16 protein-coding genes are annotated in these 17,119 nt (G+C 73.8%); 7 read left to right on the top strand and 9 right to left on the bottom strand.

Annotated elements, in window-relative coordinates:
• The first annotated feature begins 5 nt into the window (after positions 1-5).
• The 5 genes from ACWCYY_RS32115 (at position 6) to ACWCYY_RS32095 (ending at position 7,599) form a co-directional block, all read left to right on the top strand.
• On the top strand, positions 6-776 hold the full coding sequence (locus tag ACWCYY_RS32115; RefSeq protein ID WP_345280718.1) for a TetR/AcrR family transcriptional regulator: 771 nt from the start codon (positions 6-8) through the stop codon (positions 774-776).
• Positions 777-821: 45 nt separating this feature from the next.
• Positions 822-1,127 carry a hypothetical protein gene (locus ACWCYY_RS32110; protein WP_449798033.1) on the top strand — a complete coding sequence of 102 codons (306 nt, stop codon included), beginning with the start codon at positions 822-824 and terminating at the stop codon, positions 1,125-1,127.
• Complete coding sequence (locus ACWCYY_RS32105; protein ID WP_449798032.1) at positions 1,114-2,652, top strand: CATRA conflict system CASPASE/TPR repeat-associated protein; 1,539 nt, start codon at positions 1,114-1,116, stop codon at positions 2,650-2,652. The genes ACWCYY_RS32110 and ACWCYY_RS32105 overlap by 14 nt, the downstream gene beginning before the upstream one ends.
• A gap of 307 nt (positions 2,653-2,959) precedes the next feature.
• Positions 2,960-5,005, top strand: coding sequence for a hypothetical protein (locus tag ACWCYY_RS32100; protein WP_449798031.1), 2,046 nt, complete (start codon positions 2,960-2,962; stop codon positions 5,003-5,005).
• A 347-nt stretch (positions 5,006-5,352) separates the two neighbouring features.
• Entirely contained in the window at positions 5,353-7,599 is a 2,247-nt protein-coding gene (locus ACWCYY_RS32095; RefSeq protein WP_449798030.1) for a glycosyl hydrolase family 18 protein, read from the top strand.
• Between the two features lie 13 nt (positions 7,600-7,612).
• Here the strand turns inward: ACWCYY_RS32095 and ACWCYY_RS32090 are convergent, their stop codons facing one another.
• From ACWCYY_RS32090 to ACWCYY_RS32070, 5 genes are all read right to left on the bottom strand, one after another.
• A complete protein-coding gene (locus ACWCYY_RS32090; RefSeq protein WP_345280728.1) occupies positions 7,613-8,305 on the bottom strand; it encodes a spermidine synthase family protein in 693 nt (230 codons plus the stop codon).
• A gap of 48 nt (positions 8,306-8,353) precedes the next feature.
• Positions 8,354-9,451 (bottom strand): hypothetical protein, encoded by a 1,098-nt coding sequence (locus ACWCYY_RS32085; protein WP_449798029.1) that lies wholly within the window; start codon positions 9,449-9,451, stop codon positions 8,354-8,356.
• Positions 9,452-9,527: 76 nt separating this feature from the next.
• Entirely contained in the window at positions 9,528-10,727 is a 1,200-nt protein-coding gene (locus ACWCYY_RS32080) for a YeiH family protein (protein ID WP_449798028.1), read from the bottom strand.
• A 7-nt stretch (positions 10,728-10,734) separates the two neighbouring features.
• Entirely contained in the window at positions 10,735-11,292 is a 558-nt protein-coding gene (locus ACWCYY_RS32075) for a cysteine dioxygenase (protein WP_449798027.1), read from the bottom strand.
• Between the two features lie 132 nt (positions 11,293-11,424).
• Entirely contained in the window at positions 11,425-12,330 is a 906-nt protein-coding gene (locus ACWCYY_RS32070) for a LysR family transcriptional regulator (RefSeq protein WP_345280734.1), read from the bottom strand.
• A gap of 169 nt (positions 12,331-12,499) precedes the next feature.
• Here ACWCYY_RS32070 and ACWCYY_RS32065 point away from each other — a divergent pair, with 169 nt between their 5' ends.
• Both ACWCYY_RS32065 and ACWCYY_RS32060 read left to right on the top strand, forming a co-directional pair.
• Complete coding sequence (locus ACWCYY_RS32065; protein WP_345280736.1) at positions 12,500-12,934, top strand: peptidase inhibitor family I36 protein; 435 nt, start codon at positions 12,500-12,502, stop codon at positions 12,932-12,934.
• Between the two features lie 71 nt (positions 12,935-13,005).
• Complete coding sequence (locus ACWCYY_RS32060) at positions 13,006-13,890, top strand: hypothetical protein (RefSeq protein WP_449798026.1); 885 nt, start codon at positions 13,006-13,008, stop codon at positions 13,888-13,890.
• Positions 13,891-13,933: 43 nt separating this feature from the next.
• Here ACWCYY_RS32060 and ACWCYY_RS32055 read toward each other — a convergent pair whose 3' ends face one another.
• From ACWCYY_RS32055 to ACWCYY_RS32040, 4 genes are read right to left on the bottom strand one after another with little or no spacing between them, the layout of a single operon-like run.
• Complete coding sequence (locus tag ACWCYY_RS32055; protein ID WP_345280740.1) at positions 13,934-14,809, bottom strand: amino acid ABC transporter permease; 876 nt, start codon at positions 14,807-14,809, stop codon at positions 13,934-13,936.
• Positions 14,806-15,450, bottom strand: coding sequence for an amino acid ABC transporter permease (locus ACWCYY_RS32050; protein ID WP_345280742.1), 645 nt, complete (start codon positions 15,448-15,450; stop codon positions 14,806-14,808). Before ACWCYY_RS32050 ends, ACWCYY_RS32055 begins: the two co-directional genes overlap by 4 nt.
• A 21-nt stretch (positions 15,451-15,471) precedes the next feature.
• Entirely contained in the window at positions 15,472-16,359 is an 888-nt protein-coding gene (locus ACWCYY_RS32045; RefSeq protein ID WP_345280744.1) for a glutamate ABC transporter substrate-binding protein, read from the bottom strand.
• A 13-nt stretch (positions 16,360-16,372) separates the two neighbouring features.
• A complete protein-coding gene (locus ACWCYY_RS32040) occupies positions 16,373-17,119 on the bottom strand; it encodes an amino acid ABC transporter ATP-binding protein (protein WP_345280817.1) in 747 nt (248 codons plus the stop codon).

Below are 17,119 nucleotides of genomic sequence, written 5' to 3'. Positions count from 1 at the left end.
CGCCCATGGTTTCGCGTACGCCGCCGGTGGCGGATCGGGACGGGCGGGCACCCCGCCGACGGCTGAGCGTGGACGAGCGCCGGGAGCAGCTGATCGCCGTGGCACTCGACCTGTTCAGCCGGCACGCGCCGGAGGACGTGTCGATCGACGACATCGCGGCGGCGGCCGGTGCCTCCCGCCCGCTGGTCTACCACTACTTCCCCGGCAAGCAGGCGCTCTACGAGGAGTCCCTGCGGCGCGCCGGTCAGGAGCTGGCCGGCCGCTTCGAGGAGCCGCGGGAGGGCCCGCTCTCCGAGCGGCTCTACCGGGTGATGGGCCGTTACCTCGACTTCGTGCAGAGCCACGGGCCGGGCTTCACCGCCCTGCTGCGCGGCGGCTCGGTGACCTCCAGCCCGGCCGGGACGGCGGTCATCGACCAGGTCCGGCGGGCCGCCGCCGAGCAGATCCTCTCGCACCTCTCCCTGGGCGAACCCAGCCCCAACCTGCGGCGCACCGTCCGGGCCTGGATCGCCAACGTCGAGATCACCTCGCTGGACTGGCTGGCCGACGAGGGCACCGTCCCGCCGGAGGAGCTGCAGCTCCAGCTGGTGCAGGAGTTCACCGCCGCGCTGGTGGTCTGCGCAGCCCGCGAACCCTCCCTCGCCGTCGACCTGGCGGACTTCCTCGCGACCGAGTCCACCACCGGCCCCACCGCCCAGCTCGTCCGCCAGCTCACCACCCTCCTCGCCGTCCCCGACCTCCCCGAGGCCCTCGCCCGCCTGGCCGGCCCGGCGTAACCTGGGTGCTCCGAGGGACAGTTGAGAGCGTCCGGGGGGACGACAGTGACGGACCAGCACGCCGAAGGCCACGACGGACCAGCCGCGCAGTCCAGGGACGCGGACACGGATGCCTTCGAGTACATCTTCGACCTTCTCGCGGAGTACCCCGAAGAGCTGGTCGAGGCCCAGGAGGGGCTGGACGAGGCCTTCGAGCCCCTCGGCGCCGTCCGCGGAGCAGATGAACCCGGGGACGTGCCGGCTCCGCGGCTGCAGACCGACCTGGTCAACACCCGGATCGACCTCAAGCCGGAGGTGCCGCGGTCCAGCCAGCCGTCAGCCGACCGTGAGGAGCCCGGTGACGCCGGCTGACCACGATCTGATCCTCCATCTGTTCGTCGGGCGGGACGCGCTGGACGGCCCCGCCGGGGCGCTGGTGCGTGCGTGGTGGCGGGCGTGCCGGGACCACGGGATGACGCAGCCCCTGCTGGAGCTTCCGCTGGAGGTCCCGGAGGGGCTGCCCGAGGAGGGTGGGCGGCCGGGGTCGTTCCGGGTGCTGGCCGGGCGGAAGCGGCCCGGGACGGCGGGGGCCGCGCAGCAGGCGCTCTGCTACCTCCAGCACGACGTGGTCGGCGTCATCGTGCTGCTGGCCACCGCCCCCGGCGAGCCGTGGACCCGGGCGGAGCGCGACTGGCGGGCGGCCGTGGCCCGGCACGGCGGGGGCGTGGCGGGCGATCCGGCCCCGGAGGGGGTGCTCGGCACCGCCGTGGTCCACCGGGTGGTACCGGACACCGCGCCGCCCGCCACGGTGGCCGGCGAGGCCGCGCTGCGGGTCGGTTTCGCGCCCGTCACGAGCGTGCCGGTTCCGGCCGCCCGTGCGCTCCAACTGCCGGGAGCCCCGGGCGAGTTCCTGGTCCTCTCGCCCCCGGTCGACGGTGCGGAGGGGCGGTCGCGGCAGCTCGCCGTGCTGGCCGCCCGCGCCGACGAGGGGCTGCTGGACTCCTGGATCTGGAGCTACGGCGCCACCGAGGCCGCCGCGCTGCGGCCCACCGGGCTCCACCGCTACCTCCTCCACACCGCCAAACTCCGCGACCAGTACCTGGCGTTCGTGGACCGCCAGGCCGGCTTCCGGGCCCACCGCGACCAGGTCAACCGCCTCACCGACCGGGTCGTCGGCCTCTGCGCCGAACCGGCCCGCACCGGGGCCTCCGACCGGGCCGACCAGTTCCTCGCACTGGAGCTGGCCCTCGGTGAGCTCCAGCAGGCCGCCGACACCCTGCTCACGTACCGCACGAGACTGGAGCGGTTCCGGCGGCAGGCCGAACTCGCGGCCGAGAACGCCGACCTGGCGGTCCCACCGGTGGCCGGCGCCCCGCTGGGCGGTCTGTTCGCGGAGGACCTCGCGCTGCGGGGATGGCTGCTGCGGCAGACCGAGCACGACGCCGAGGACTTCCGACTGGTCGGCGACCGGGCGGACACGGTGGTGCGGAACGCCACCGCGCTGGTGCAGCAGCGCCTGCACCAGCGGCAGCAGCAGCTGACGCTGCTCCAGACCTCGGTGCTGGGCGGGGTCTTGATGGTGCTGGCCGCCGTGCAGGCGCTCGACTACCGGCCGCCGCTGCCGGGGCCGTTCCACGGGCCGGTGATCGCGCTGCTCGGCGCCCTGGCCACGGTGCTGCCCGGCTCCGTGCTGCGCTGGGCCCGCGAGACCGGGCGCCGCGCCCGCCCCTCCCTCACCGACCGCCTCGCCATGACCGCCCTGGGCGCATGCACCGGCTGGCTCGCCGCCACCGCCGTCTCCGTCTGGCGCACCGCCGCCCCGGCCCCGCCCGTCTGGTCCCTCACCACCGCCGCCCTCGGCGCCCTGGCCGCCGCACTCCTCGAACGCCGCCGCTGACCCGCCTGCGGCGAGCCTGCGCGGGCAGGGGGAGATCGCCTGCGGCGGGCAACCGGGCGAGCGGACAGCGCAGGCGCGGCACACGCCCACGGCGTAGGACACCGCCTGCGGCGAGGCTGCGCGGGCAGGGCGTCAACTCGCCGTCCCGGGCGGCCGTCCGTACGCCGTCGGCCTCCGGGCGGGCCGGTCGCGGCTCGTCGCGAGGGGTGCGGAGCAGCAGGTCCACACGGGCTGAACACCAAGTCGTCGGGCGGTTCTGATAGAAAGTGAACGGAATTTCCACCGGGGAGCGAGGGGGCCCACCGCCATGACTCTGGACGGCTTCGCGGGCGCGGAGCGGATCGGCGCCACGATCGACGTACTGGCCGACAGCCTGTTGAGCCGGGTGGCCACGCACTACCCGGTGAGCTCGTTGAGCGGTGGGCCGTCCGCGCATCCGGCGGCGTCCGCGCTGTTCGGTCTGCGGCTCGCCCGGTCCGGCCCGGGGCGGTTGACCGTCCGGGGGCTGGGGGCCGTGGTGGAGGCCTCGACGGTGACGGCGTTCGCGGAGGCGGACGCCCCGACGGCGGAGCTGTTCGGCCGGTACGGGGCGAAGGAGCTGCGCGGGCTGCCCGCCGAGGCGGTGACGGCCGCTCAGATCGGCCTGCCGGTGGTGGCGGACGCCGCGGACGCGTTCCTGCGGCCGGAGTTCCCGTCGGCCGTGGCGCGGTTCGCCTCGGACCGTCCCGTCGCGGAGCCGGAGGAGCTGGCGACGGGTGCGGGCGTCGAGGTCCGGTTCGTGGTTCCGCCGGTGTTCCACCCGCTGGTGGTGCGCGGCGGGCGGGCCGACCGGGCCGGTCATCTGGCGGAGGTGGCCGAGGAGTTGTACGCCGGCGGCACCGCGCTGGACCGGCTGGAGTGGTCGGTGCTGACGGGTCTGCTGGCGCAGCCCGCCGCCGCGGCCGGGGTGGTCTTCGCCGGTCTGGCCGCGCTGGAGGCGGACGGCCGTCCGAGCCGGGCCTCGCTGGTGGTCTCGCTGGGGCGTTCGGGCCGTCAGATCACCGAGCTTTCGGCCGAGTTGGCGGACTCCCGGCCGCAGGCCGAGGTGTGGACGGTACTGGTCCCGGCCGGCCCTGCGGCGGTGCTGGTGGAGACCCGGATCGCCTCGGTTCCGCCCCTGCTGCTGCCGGTCGGCCAGGCGGCCGACGAGCCGGACGCGCAGGACAACACGGTGAGTTCGGTGGTCGAGGCCTTCCTCCCGCTGCCGGACGGCGTCTCGGTGCTGACGGTGCAGCTCGGCACCGCCCACCCGGAGGACTTCGAGCTCTACGCGGGCGCCTTCGCCGAGGTGCTGGCCGGCATCCAGCTCGGCTGGGACGGCACCCGCGCCGCGCTGCCGCCGCAGGCCGTCGCCCCGCAGGCCCAAGCGCAGGCCCAGCCGCAGGCCCAGCCCCAGTACCAGCAGCCCGAGCCGCCCGCCTACCAGCCGGCCTACCAGGGCGACGTGCAGTCGGCCCTCCCGCCGCAGCCGGTGGCGCCGCCGCCCGCCGCTCCCCCGGCCCCGCCCGTGCCGCCGGCCCCGACCGCCCCGCCGACGGTGCCGGCCCAGCAGCCCGCGGCCACCGCGCTCGCCTCCGCCGAGGAGGACGCCAAGGGGCGTTTCGTCCACGTCCCCCCGGCGGACTTCAACCCCTTCGCCCCGCCGAAGCCCGCAGCGGCGGCCGCCGCCCCGGCCACGGAGGACGACGCCAAGGGCCGCTTCGTCCACGTCCCGCCCGCGGACTTCAACCCCTTCGCCCCGCCGAAGCCCGCAGCGGCGGCCACCGCCCCGGCGGCCGAGGACGACGACGCCAAGGGCCGCTTCGTCCACGTCCCCCCGGCCGACTTCAACCCCTTCGGCGCCCCGGCCCCCGCCGCCCAGGCCGCCCCCGCGCCCGCCGCTCCGGTGGCCCCGCCGGCCCCGGCCCCGGCCGCCGTGGACCCGTTCGGCACGGTGACGACCGCTCAGGCGGCCGACCCGTTCGGCACCGTGACGACCGCTCGGCCGGCGGCCCCCGCCGCGCCCGCGGCCCCGCCGCGCCCGACCACCCCGCCGCCCCCGGTGGTGCCGGCCGCCCCGCCGGCACCCGTCGACGACGACGAGGTGAAGGGCCGCTTCGTGCACGTGCCCCCGGCGGACTTCAACCCCTTCGCCCCGCCGAAGCCCAAGGCCGCCGCCCCGGCCGCCGAGGAGAAGGAGGACGACGCCAAGGGCCGCTTCGTCCACGTCCCCCCGGCCGACTTCAACCCCTTCGGCGCCCCGGCCCCCGCCGCCCAGGCAGCCCCCGCGGCCCCGGCCCAGCCCGCGCCGCCCGCGAACAACCCCTTCGGCTGACGGGCGGTCAGCCCACGACGCACCCCGACGGCCGTCGGCCACGAGGCAACCGCCCCGTGGCCGGCGGCCGTTCGGCGTCCCGGCACCGCAACGCACGGCCGGACCTGACGCGGCACCGGCAGGCGGCGCCCCGCCGGACCTGACGCAGCACTGGCAGGTGCACGACCCTGGTCCAGACCTATTGCCAGCGCCGGGGTCCGTCCCTACGCTCGCATGACACAGGATCTCCGTGGCAACCCGACGGCCCGGCGGCCCGGCAGTACCCGCACCTGGAACCGTCACCTCCCCACAGGTAGGGAGCAGACCGTCCGTGCACCGGGCGGCGCTCCCTGGACAGGAGCTCAGCCATGCGCAGACGTCGGTTCAGCCTGCCCCTGCTCGCGGCAGGGGCGTTGATCGCCCCGCTGCTGGCAGTGGCGCTGCCCAGCACCGCCCAGGCCGCCGCCCCCACCGCGACCTTCGCCAAGGGCAGCGACTGGGGCTCCGGCTACGAGGGCAGCTACACCGTCAAGAACAACGAGACCACCGCCCTGAACAACTGGGTGCTCGAGTTCGACCTGCCCGCCAACAACACCGTCGCCTCGCTCTGGAACGCGACCTACACCACCGCCGCCTCGCACGTCACGGTCAAGCCGCCGAGCTGGCAGACCTCGATCGCGCCCGGCGGCTCGTACAGCCTGGGCTTCAACATCGCCTACTCCGGCGCCTACGCCCCGCTGCTCAACTGCAAGTTGAACGGCAAGCCGTGCGACGGCACCGGCTCCGACACCGTGCCGCCGAGCGTGCCGGGCAACCTCCAGGCCTCCCCCGGCAGCGGCTCGATCACCGCCTCCTGGAGCGCCAGCACCGACAACGTCGGGGTCACCGGCTACGACGTGTTCAACGGCTCCACCAAGCTGGCCACCGTCGCCGGGACCAGCTCCACCATCGCGGGCCTGCCGGCCGGGACCTACAACATCACCGTGGTGGCCTTCGACGCCGCCGGGAACCGCTCCGCCCCGGCCGGGCCGGTCCAGGTCGTGGTGCCCCCGCCGCAGCCGGACACCCAGCCGCCGAGCAAGCCCGGCACCCCCTCGGCGATCCCGGACTCCCGTTCGGTGGCGCTGAGTTGGGGCGCCAGCACGGACAACGTCGGCGTGGTCGCCTACGACGTCTACAACGGCCCGGCGCTGGCGGCCACCGTCACCAGCACCAACGCGGTGATCAGCGGCCTCACCCCCGAGACCGACTACGCCTTCACCGTGAAGGCGCGCGACGCGGCGGGCAACTCCTCGGTCGCCTCCGACCAGGTCGCCACCCGGACCACCAAGGAGGTGGTCAACCCCAACGCGCTGAAGATCGGCTACTTCACCCAGTGGTCCATCTACGCCCGCGGCTACAGCGTGAAGCAGCTGGACACCTCCGGCACGGCGGCCAAGCTGACCCACCTCAACTACGCCTTCGCCAACATCCACCCGACCAGCAAGACCTGCTTCATCACCAACAAGGCGGCCGGCAACGACTCGGACCCGAACGCCGGTGACGGTGCCGGTGACGCCTGGGCGGACTTCGGCAAGGGCTGGGACGCGGGCAACTCGGTGGCCGGGACCACCGACACCTGGGACCAGAAGCTGGCCGGCAACTTCAACCAGCTGAAGCAGCTCAAGGCCAAGTACCCCAACCTCAAGATGCAGATCTCCATCGGTGGTTGGTCGTACAGCAAGTGGTTCTCCGACGCCTCGCTCACCGACGCCTCCCGCAAGGCGCTGGTCAGCTCGTGCATCGACATGTACATCAAGGGCAACCTGCCGACCATCGACGGCCGCGGCGGCGCGGGCTCGGCGGCCGGGATCTTCGACGGCATCGACCTCGACTGGGAGTGGCCGAACTCCGAGGGTCACCTCGGCAACATCCTCCGCCCGGCCGACAAGGCCAACTACACCCTGCTGGCCCAGGAGTTCCGCCGCCAGCTGGACGCGCTGACCGCCACCACCGGCAAGAAGTACACCCTCAGCGCGTTCCTCCCGGCCGACCCGGCCAAGGTGGACCTCGGCATCGACGTGCCCGGCCTGTTCGGCGCCTTCGACTTCGCCACCATCCAGGGCTACGACTACCACGGCGCCTGGGAGATGCAGACCAACCAGCAGTCCGGCATCAAGCTGGCGGCCGGTGACCCGAACCCGGTGGCCCGTCAGTTCAGCTCCGAGATCGCCATCGGCGCCTACCTCAGCAGGGGCGCCCCGAAGAGCAAGCTGACCCTGGGCATCCCGTTCTACGGACGCGGCTGGACGGGCGTGCCGCGCGGCACCACCAACGGCCTGTTCCAGAGCGCGACCGGCCCGGCCCCGGGCTCGTACGAGAACGGCTTCGAGGACTACAAGAAGCTCAAGACCATGGCCAACGGCGGCGGTTACACCATCTACCGCGACCCGGTGGCCGGCCACTCCTACATCTACAACGGCACGGTGTTCTACACCTACGACGACCCGACCGAGATCGCCCGCAAGACCGCCTGGATCAAGTCCCAGGGCCTGGCGGGCGCGATGATCTGGTCCTTCGACGGCGACACCACCAACGGTGAGCTGATGACCGCGGTGGACAGCGGTCTGAAGTAGCGTCAGCCGCCCGTCAGTCCGCGCGGCGTGCCAGGTGCACCACATCGGGCACGCCGCGCAGCACCGGGATCTCCTCGGTGCGCACGTCCGCGAAGCCGGCCGTCCGCAGCGCCTCCTCGAAGGCCGCGGACGGCTGTGCGCTCCAGACCGCCAGGATCCCGCCCGGGTTGAGCCGGCGCCGGGCGGCGGCCAGGCCCGCCGGGCCGTAGAGGCCGGAGTTCTCCTCGGTGACGGTCCAGTCCGGGCCGTTGTCGATGTCGAGGCAGAGCGCGTCGAAGGACTCCCCCTCGGCGGCCAGGTAGGCGACCAGGTCGCCGTGGAGCACCGCCACCCGGGGGTCGTCCAGCGCGTGCTCGGAGAACGCGGCGAGCGGGCCGGTGCGGTGCCAGTCGATGATGGCGTCCTCCCGCTCGGCCACCGCGATCCGGCCCCAGCGCGGCTCGGCCGCCGCGTACGCCAGCGAGAAGCCGACGCCGAGGCCGCCGATCAGCACGGCGGGGCTCTCCACCGCGGCCAGCTGGTCGAGCGCCGCCTGGATCAGCAGGCGCTCGGAGCGGCCGTCGGCGGTGTCCATCAGGAAGCAGCCGTTGGCGATGATCTCGTAGTGCGCTCCGCGCCGCCGCAGCGCCACCTCGCCGTACGGGCCCTCGCGGCGGTCGATCGTGACGGGGGCGTCGAATCCGTCCCGGTCCGGGAGCACGGTCATCTCGCTGGGGCCCTTCGGTCGTTCGTCTGCGGCTGTGCGCCCCCGACTCTAGCCGCTCTCGCGGTAGCGTCCGCCGGAGTACCGGAGCAGGGCCTGTTCCGGCGTCAGGAACCGCGCCGGCAGTCCGGCCACCGGGATGAGGGCCCGGGCCCAGAGGCCGTCCTGGCGGAAGTCGCCGGAGGCCCCGTACCGGGTGCCCGGGACCGCCCAGACCGTCAGCCAGGCGGCGCCGTCGGTCAGGTCGGGGCGCGGCGCGATCCGCACCGCCGTCAACTCGGCCCAGTCCAGCAGCACCTCCTGCCCGCCGCGCGGCCGCAGCCCGATCCCCCGGCTGCCGATCCGCAGCCGCTGGGGCCGGCGGGCCCAGCGGCGGTAGCGGCGGGCCCGGGAAAGACCGGCCAGCACCAGGTAGGGGGCGAGGAGGCCGAAGGGGAGCAGCGGGGCCCGGCCGAAGGCGTCGAAGGACCGGACCCCGGCGAGCCCGAGGCCGACCGCCGTGCCGTACAGCAGCCCGGCCACCCACACCACGCGGGCCGCCGCCACGCGGCGGTGCGAGTCGTCGGTGACGACGTACTCCTGCCACTCCTCGGGGCCGTGGTAGCCGGCCGGGAGACCGGCCGTCGGCTCGGCGCCGATCCCGGCCGGGGCGGTGACGAACCGCGGGCCGCCCCAGCGCACCAGGGCGGCGCTCAACTCCCCGACGCCGGGGGTGAGATCGGTGCAGCTGGCGACCCGGTACCCGGGGTGGCCGCCGCGCCGCCCGGCCGGCTTCCCGGCGAGCACCACCGGGGGCACCGGCCAGAGCACCAGCCATGGATCGGGGTAGCTGCGGTCGTCGCCCTCGTAGCCCTCCACCGCGTCCGGGTACTCCAGCGCGACGGCGGTGATCCGGCTCCAGCTCAGCTCGTGGTCGTGCAGCGCGATCCCGTGGTCGTCCACCCGGAGCCGGAACGGCCGTGCCGCCTCCACGAGCCGGGACACCCCGAAGACCGCCGCGAGCAGCGCGACCACCGCCAGCGCGTACTGCCCGGCGTCGCCGAGGCCGCTGCGCGCCACCCAGATGCCGTCCGCCAGCAGCATCGCCACCGCCACCGTCAGCACCTTGGCCGCGCGTCGTCGCAGCCGTCCCGCCCTGTGGAACTCCATCGCTCCCACCCCCGTCCGCTGCGAGGATGCCCGTTCGGGAGCGGCAAGTCGACAGCCGGGGCGAAGAGTTACCGATTCAGGACGTCAGCAGGACGCCGCCGTAGGCGACGCCCGCGATCAGCACCCAGGAGGCCAGGCCGAGCAGGGCCACCCGGGCGCCGGTGCGGGTCAGCGAGGAGAGCCGGACGGCGCTGCCGAGGGCGAACAGGGCGGTGGCGAGCAGGAGTTCCTGGGCGTGGGCGGCCAGCGACAGGGCCGCGGCGGGGACCAGGCCGGTGCTGTTGACGGCCACCATGGCCAGGAAGCCGACCACGAACAGCGGCAGCACCGGCGGCTTGGCCCCGGCCTTCCCGCCGCGCGGTCCGCGGCGGGCCAGCACGATCCCGACCCCGGCCACCAGCGGGGCCAGCATGGCCACCCGCATCAGCTTGACCAGGACGGCCTCCCGCAGCGCCTCGGCCCCGGCGGTCTGCGCGGTGGCCACCACCTGGCCGACGTCGTGCACCCCGGCGCCGACCCAGCGGCCGAACTCCCCCGCGTCCAGCCCGAGCGGGGTGCGCAGCAGCGGCAGCACCGCGATGGCCAGGGTGCCGCAGAGGGTGACCAGGGCGGCGGAGGTGGCCATGTCCTCCTCCTCGCTGCCGGCCGCCTGGCCGACCGCGCCGATCGCCGAGGCCCCGCAGATCGAGTAGCCGGTGGCGATCAGCAGCGGCTGGTCGCCCGGCAGGCCGAGCCTGCGGCCCAGCCAGACGGTGCCGAAGAAGGTGGCGGCGACCACGGTGAGCACCATCAGCACGCTGGCCCAGCCGAGGCCGAGCACGTCGCGCAGCCCGAGCTTGAGGCCGAGCAGCACGATCCCGGCGCGCATCAGCCGCTTGGAGGCCAGGCCGAGGCCGGCCTTGGCGGCGCCGCCGACCAGCGGGCGCAGCGCCGGCAGCTGACCGGCCGTCACCCCGAGCACCACGGCGGCGGTGAGCATCGGCACGGCCGGGACGGCCCGGTGCACGGCCCAGGCGGCGGCCACGCCGGTGGCGGCCAGGGCGAGCCCGGGGCCGTGGCGGCGGACCGGGCCGGGGAGGGTGGGGTGCGCGACGGCGCGGAGGGTGAGGCTGACCGGCGATCGGGGGGTGGGTGAAGGAGCGGCGTTGGGGTGCGTGCCTCGGCGGTGCCGAGGAGGGAGTCCATGCGGAGCATCGGCGACCGACGAGAAGCCGGCGAGGTGCGTGCCCCGGCGGCGCGACGCCGCCCCCCGATCGCCGGTCAGCCTGTAGGCCATCGGGGGCTCAGCCCTCGACCGGGTGCTGGTAGACCCGGCGGACGCTGCTGCCGAGCCGGGCCAGGTCGGCGCCGTAGACGTGCAGGGATATCGCGGTCCCGGGGCCGGTGTTGGCCACCCGGTGGATGTCGCCGGGCGGGGTGAAGCCGCAGACCTCGCCCTGACGGTTCACCACGTCCTCGGTGGCGACCAGCCGTCCGGTGCGGCCGTCGGGGACGAGCAGGTAGCGGCGCTCGCTCTCCTCGCCCCGGTGGACGCCGGTGGTGCACCAGGAGACGTGGTCGTGGATCGAGGTGTGCTGGCCGGGCAGCCAGACCAGGGCGGCCACCGAGAGGCTGCCGTCGGACTCGGCGTGCAGCAGGTGCTGGCGGTAGCGCTCGGGGTCGCCCTCCTGCTGGGCGGGGGTGAGCAGGTCCGGGCTGCCGAGGTGCGGGGCCAGGGCGGCGGCGACCAGCCGGACCGTCAGCTCCGGTGGCAGGGCCCGGCCGACCACGCGGCGCAGCTCGTCGACCAGGCCGTGCATCCGCTCGGTACAGGCGTCCAGGGGCGCGGTGGTGGTTGTCATGCCACCGAGCGTGCGACGCGTGCGCGCACGCGTCCAACGAGGATTCGTTGACGTTCCGCCAGCTCGCGCTTATGGATGGCGGACCGTTCGGGTGCGCCGTTCGCCCGTTCGGAGGGCGGCCGTTGGGGCTGGTCAGCAGCCCACGCGGGCGGCGGCGGCCCGGACCAGTTCGTCCAGGACCAGTCCGGTGGCGGGCACCCGGAGGTGGTCGCGGAGCACGTAGGCGGAGACCTGGCGGCGCACGTGCGGCTCGGCGAGGCGGCCGGTGACCTTGGCGTGGCACATGAAGGAGAGCACCAGGGCGGGCATCAGGGCGATGCCGACGCCGGCGGCGACCAGGCTCTGCACGGCGAGGTTGTCGTCGGTGGTGAAGACCACGTCGGGGGCGAAGCCCTGGTCGGAGCAGACCTGGAGCAGATTGGCCCGGCAGCGCGGGCAGCCGGCGATCCAGCGCTCCTCGGAGAGGTCGCCGATCCGGACGGCCTGACGGCGCGCCAGCGGGTGGCCGAGCGGGAGCAGCACGGTGAGCTGGTCCTCCATCAGCGGTGTGACCACCACCTCGGGCGGGACCTCGGGGTCGGCGCCGGGGTAGCCGAAGGCGAGGGTGATGTCGCACTCGCCGCGCAGCAGCCGCTGGAGGGACTCGGGCGGCTCGGCCTCCAGCAGTTCGACCCGGATGCCGGGGTGCTCGGCCTGGAGGCGGGCCATCGCGGCGGGTATCAGGGTGGCGTTGGCGCTGGGGAAGGCGCAGACCCGGACCCGGCCGGCCCGCAGCCGGGCGAGCGCGCCGAGCTGCTGCTGCGCGGTGCGCAGCCCGGCCAGGATCTCCTCGGCGTGCCGGGCCAAGGTCTCCCCGGCCTCGGTGAGCCGCAGTCCGCGCCCGGCCCGGGTGAACAGCGGGACGCCGACCTCGCGCTCCAGCGCCTTCATCTGCTGGGTGATCGCGGGCTGGGTGTAGCCGAGCTCGCGGGCCGCGGCCGAGTAGGAGCCGGTGCGGACCACCTCGTGGAAGGTGCGCAGGTGCCGGGAGTCGAACATCCCCGAATCATAAGCAGATTTTGGGGTACCTGCCGATACCCCGTCAGATCCTTTGGTATCCACTCCTGTCCCACCCGCTTCGCTTTTTTACAAGGAATGCGAACCACCCCCGGGAGAGTCTGTGGGCGGGAGCCGGAGCGGCTCCCGCACCCTTCGAGAACGGATCACCATGCGTCTGAGGAACCTCGCCGTGGCCGGACTGCTCGCCGTGGCCGCCGTCGGCACCGGTGTCGGCACGGCCGTCGCGTCCGCGCCCTGCACGCCGAACAACGCCTGTCTCTACAGCGACGCCAACTACCAGGGCGGGAAGTTCGACAACTTCAACCGGCAGCCGAACTGGGGTCAGGTCACCTACAACAACGGGATCCAGCTCTACCGCGGCGACTACGTGGCCACCAACGTCAGCAGCCTGGACAACTGGGACCTCGCCCAGAACATCCGGGTCTTCTACAACTCCCAGTACCGGGGCGCCTGCTTCACCGTCGCGGCCGGCGGCGAGGTGTCGAACTTCGCCTACGTCACGCTCTCCGACGGCACCAACGCCAACGACCGGATGAACTCGCACATCTTCGGCGGGACCTGCGGAAACGTCTACAACTTCTGACCAGCGCGTTCCGGAGCGGGGCACGGGCAAGGTGCCCCGCTCCGGAACGGCCCCACGGGACAAGGACGGACATGCGCGCGACCGCCCCGCTCACCCTGCTGCTCGCGGCCCTGGCCGCCCTGGCCGCCTGCTCTCCCGCGCCGGGGGCCGGGCCCGGCTCCCGGCCGCCGGATCCGGTCCGGGAGGTCCGGACCGGAGCCGACATCGTGCTGCCCTTCGACGCCTACCTGATGACGGCGGACCAGGAGCGCACGGTGGCCCGGGCCGAGCAGCTGCTGGCCGGCGACTGCCTGCGGCGCTTCGGCCTCGACTGGCGGCCGGCCGCCCCGCCACCGGACTCCGCGGGGCCGGTCAACGCCCAGCGGTACGGGCTGATCGACCCGGCCGAGGCCGAGCGGCTGGGCTACCACCCGCTCCCCCGGCCGGCCGCCGAGGCCGCGCCCGAACCCACCCCCGAGGTCGTGACGGCGTACGGCGGCAAGGGGGGCGCCGAGCTGAACGGGGTCCCGGTGCCCGAGGGCGGCTGCCTCGGCGAGGCCCGGCGCACCCTCGGGGTGGGGAGGTTCAGCCAGGGCAGCATCGAGCTCAACCGGATACCGACCGACAGTTTCACCCGGGCCGGGAAGGACCCGCGCACGGTGGCCGCGACCGCGGAGTGGAGCGCCTGCATGCAGCGGGCCGGCTACTCCTACCCCGACATCTGGCGGGCCAACGACGACCCCCGGTGGAACGCGGCGCAGCCCAGCGAGCTGGAGCGCGCCACCGCCCGGGCCGATGTCGCCTGCAAGACCGCCACCCGGCTGCCGACCGTGCTGCTGACGGTGGAGAGCGAGCTCCAGCGGGCCGCCATCGAGGCCCACCGCCCGGCGCTGGACCGGGCCAGGGAGCACCAGGGCGCCGTCCTGGCCAAGGCCGCCGAGGTCCTCGGCGCGCCCGCCGGGCAGCCCTCCCGCTGACGGGGCGTCATCGCGTGCTGGAAGCCGTTCCCATGACGGCACGTCACCGCGCCTCCGGCGGCAGCCCCATCGCCACGCCCGCCTTGGCCATCGGGGCCCCGCCCTTGATCCGCGGGCTGCGCCGGCCACGCTGCTCGACCCAGCGGGCGAGCCAGGAGAGCAGCAGGCACATGCCGATGTAGACCGGGGCGATCACCAGCACCACCGGGATGAAGGGCAGGTCGTAGTCGAGGTTGGTGGCGATCAGCTTGCCCGCGTGCAGGAACTCCTCGTAGGTGATCAGGAAGCCCAGCGAGGTGTCCTTGAGCGCCACCACCAGCTGGCTGATGATGCTCGGCAGCATCGCCCGGTTGGCCTGCGGCACCAGCACGTACGCCATCACCTGGGTCTTGCGCATGCCGAGCGCGTAGGCCGCCTCGCGCTGCCCCCTGGGCACCGCGAGCACCCCGGCCCGGAAGACCTCGGCCAGCACCGAGCCGTTGTAGAGGGTCAGCCCGGCCACCAGCGCCCAGAGCGGCTGCACCTGCATGGCGACGAAGATGAAGAAGATCATCACCAGCAGCGGCATGGCCCGGAAGAACTCCACCACCACCGTGCACGCCCAGCGCACCGGCCGGTGGTCGGAGAGCCGCCCGGCGGCGAACAGCGCGCCGAACGGGAGGGCGAACAGGGCGGTCAGCGCGAAGGCCTTGAGGGTGTTGCCCAGGCCGCGCAGCAGCAGCTCCTGGACGCCCTCGTACTCGAAGGGCATCCACTTCTGGTACGTGAACTGCTCGGTGTCGAAGAGCTTCCACACCACCCAGCCGAGCGCCGCCGCCAGCAGGACGGTGGTCAGCACCCCGTAGAGCCGGTGCCGGGCGGCCGCCTTCGGCCCGGGGACGTCGTACAGCGCCGAGGCCGGCGTACCCTCCGCGCTCACCGGGACACCGCCAGCCGTCGCTCCATCAGGTTGAAGACCGCACTGATCGCCAGGGTGATGACCAGGTACCCGACGGCGATCCAGACGAAGGTCCAGATGATGCTGTACCCCAGCTCGTTGACGGTCCGGTAGGTGCCGAGCAGCTCCACCACCGAGAAGGAGCCGGCGATCGCGGTGTTCTTCGCCAGCGCGATCATCACGCTGCCGACCGGCGCCACGACCGAGCGGAAGGCCTGCGGCAGCACCACCAGGCCCAGGGTCTGACCGAAGGTCATGCCCAGGCTGCGGGCCGCCTCGCCCTGCCCGGTGGGCACCGTGTTGATGCCCGAGCGCAGCGCCTCGCAGACGAAGGCCGAGGTGTAGCAGCCGAGCGCGATCACCGCGAAGGTGAAGAACGGCAGCGAGATCCCGAACCGCGGCAGCCCCAGCAGCACCGCGAAGAACAGCAGGGTCAGCGGCGTGTTGCGCAGCACCGTCACCCAGGCCGTCCCCAGCGTGCGCAGCGGCTTCACCGGCGAGACCCGGCAGGCCGCCATCAGCACCCCGAGCACCAGGGCCAGCACCGCGCTGACCGCCGTCAGCTCCAGCGTGCCGAGGAAACCCTCCCAGTACGTGGACCAGTTGTCCGTCAGGACCTTCAACCCGGGCGCCTCTCGGTAGCGTCAGTAACGGTCGATCGGCGGGGGCGCCGGTGCCGGCACCCCGGAGAGGCCGAGGGTGGCGTCGTACGCCTTCTTCCAGTCGCCGTTCTGCTCGTGGTGCTGGAGCGCGTCGTTGATCGCGCCCCTGAGCACGGTGTCGTTCCTGGGCGTGCCGATGCCGTACGGCTCCTTGGAGAACGGCTGCCCGACCAGCTTCAACTCGTCCGGGACCTTGGCCGCGTAGCCCATCAGGATGGTGTCGTCGGTGGTCACCACGTCCACCTGGGCCGTGATCAGGTTGTCCACGCAGGCCGAGTAGGTGTCGTAGCCGACCAGGGTGGCCTGCGGGTAGTCCTTCTGGATCCGCTGGTACGGGGTGGAGCCGGCGGCGGAGCAGACCTTCTTGCCGCCCAGGTCCTGCGGCCCGGCGATGTCCTTCTCCTGCTGACGCACCAACAGGCCCTGGCCCGCGATGTAGTACGGCCCGGCGAAGCCGACCAGCTTCTTGCGGTTGTCGTTGATGGTGTAGGTGCCGACGTAGTAGTCCACCTGGCCGTTCTGCAGCGCCGTCTCGCGGTTGGCCGAGGCGATGGTGCGGAACTGGATCTGTTCCGGGGCGAAGCCCAGGTCGGCGGCGACCATCTTGGCGATCTCGATGTCGAAGCCGGAGTACTGGCCGGTGGCCGGGTTCTTCTGACCCAGGTACGGCTGGTCCTCCTTGGCGCCGACCACCAGCCGGCCGCGCCCGCGGGCCGCCTCCAGGGTGGGCGAGCCCTGCACGGCGTCCGCACTGTTCACCTGGTAGCTCGGCAGCGCGCTGGGCTGCGGGCCCTTGGGCGGCGGGGTGCCGGGCTTGCCGCAGGCGGCGGCCGCGAGGAGCAGCACCGCAACGACCGCGATCCTTCGCATCGCTGACCGCCCCTCAGTGCTTCAGGATCTTGGAGAGGAAGTCCTTGGCCCGGTCCGTCCGCGGGCTGGCGAAGAACTCCTCCGGCGCGCGGTCCTCCAGGATCCGCCCGTCCGCCATGAACACCACGCGGTGGGCCGCACTGCGGGCGAAGCCCATCTCGTGCGTCACCACCACCATCGTCATGCCCTCGTCGGCGAGGCCCTTCATCACGTCCAGCACCTCGTTGATCATCTCCGGGTCGAGGGCGGAGGTCGGCTCGTCGAACAGCAGCGCCTTCGGGTCCATCGCCAACGCCCGGGCGATCGCCACCCGTTGCTGCTGCCCGCCGGAGAGCTGGGCCGGGTACTTGTCCGCGTGCGCGGCCAGCCCGACCCGGTCCAGCAGGGCGCGGGCCTTGGCCTCGGCCTCCGGCCTGGCGCGCTTCCTGACCTTCACCTGGGCCAGCACCACGTTCTGCAGCACCGTCTTGTGGGCGAACAGGTTGAAGGACTGGAAGACCATCCCCACCTCGGCGCGCAGCTTCGCCAGGCCCTTGCCTTCCGCGGGCAGCGGCACCCCGTCGATGGTGATCGTCCCCGACTCGATCTGCTCCAGCCGGTTGACCGCCCGGCAGAGCGTCGACTTGCCCGACCCGGACGGCCCGATCACCACCACGACCTCGCCCCGGCCGACCGTCAGGTCGATCTCCTGGAGCACGTGCAGCGCCCCGAAGTGCTTGTTCACCCCCCGGAGTTCGATCAGCGGGGTGAACGCGGCCAC

Source organism: Kitasatospora sp. NPDC001664, assembly GCF_053596675.1.
The sequence above is the reverse complement of the archived record's forward strand: the minus strand, read 5'-3'. Positions and strand labels throughout refer to the sequence as shown.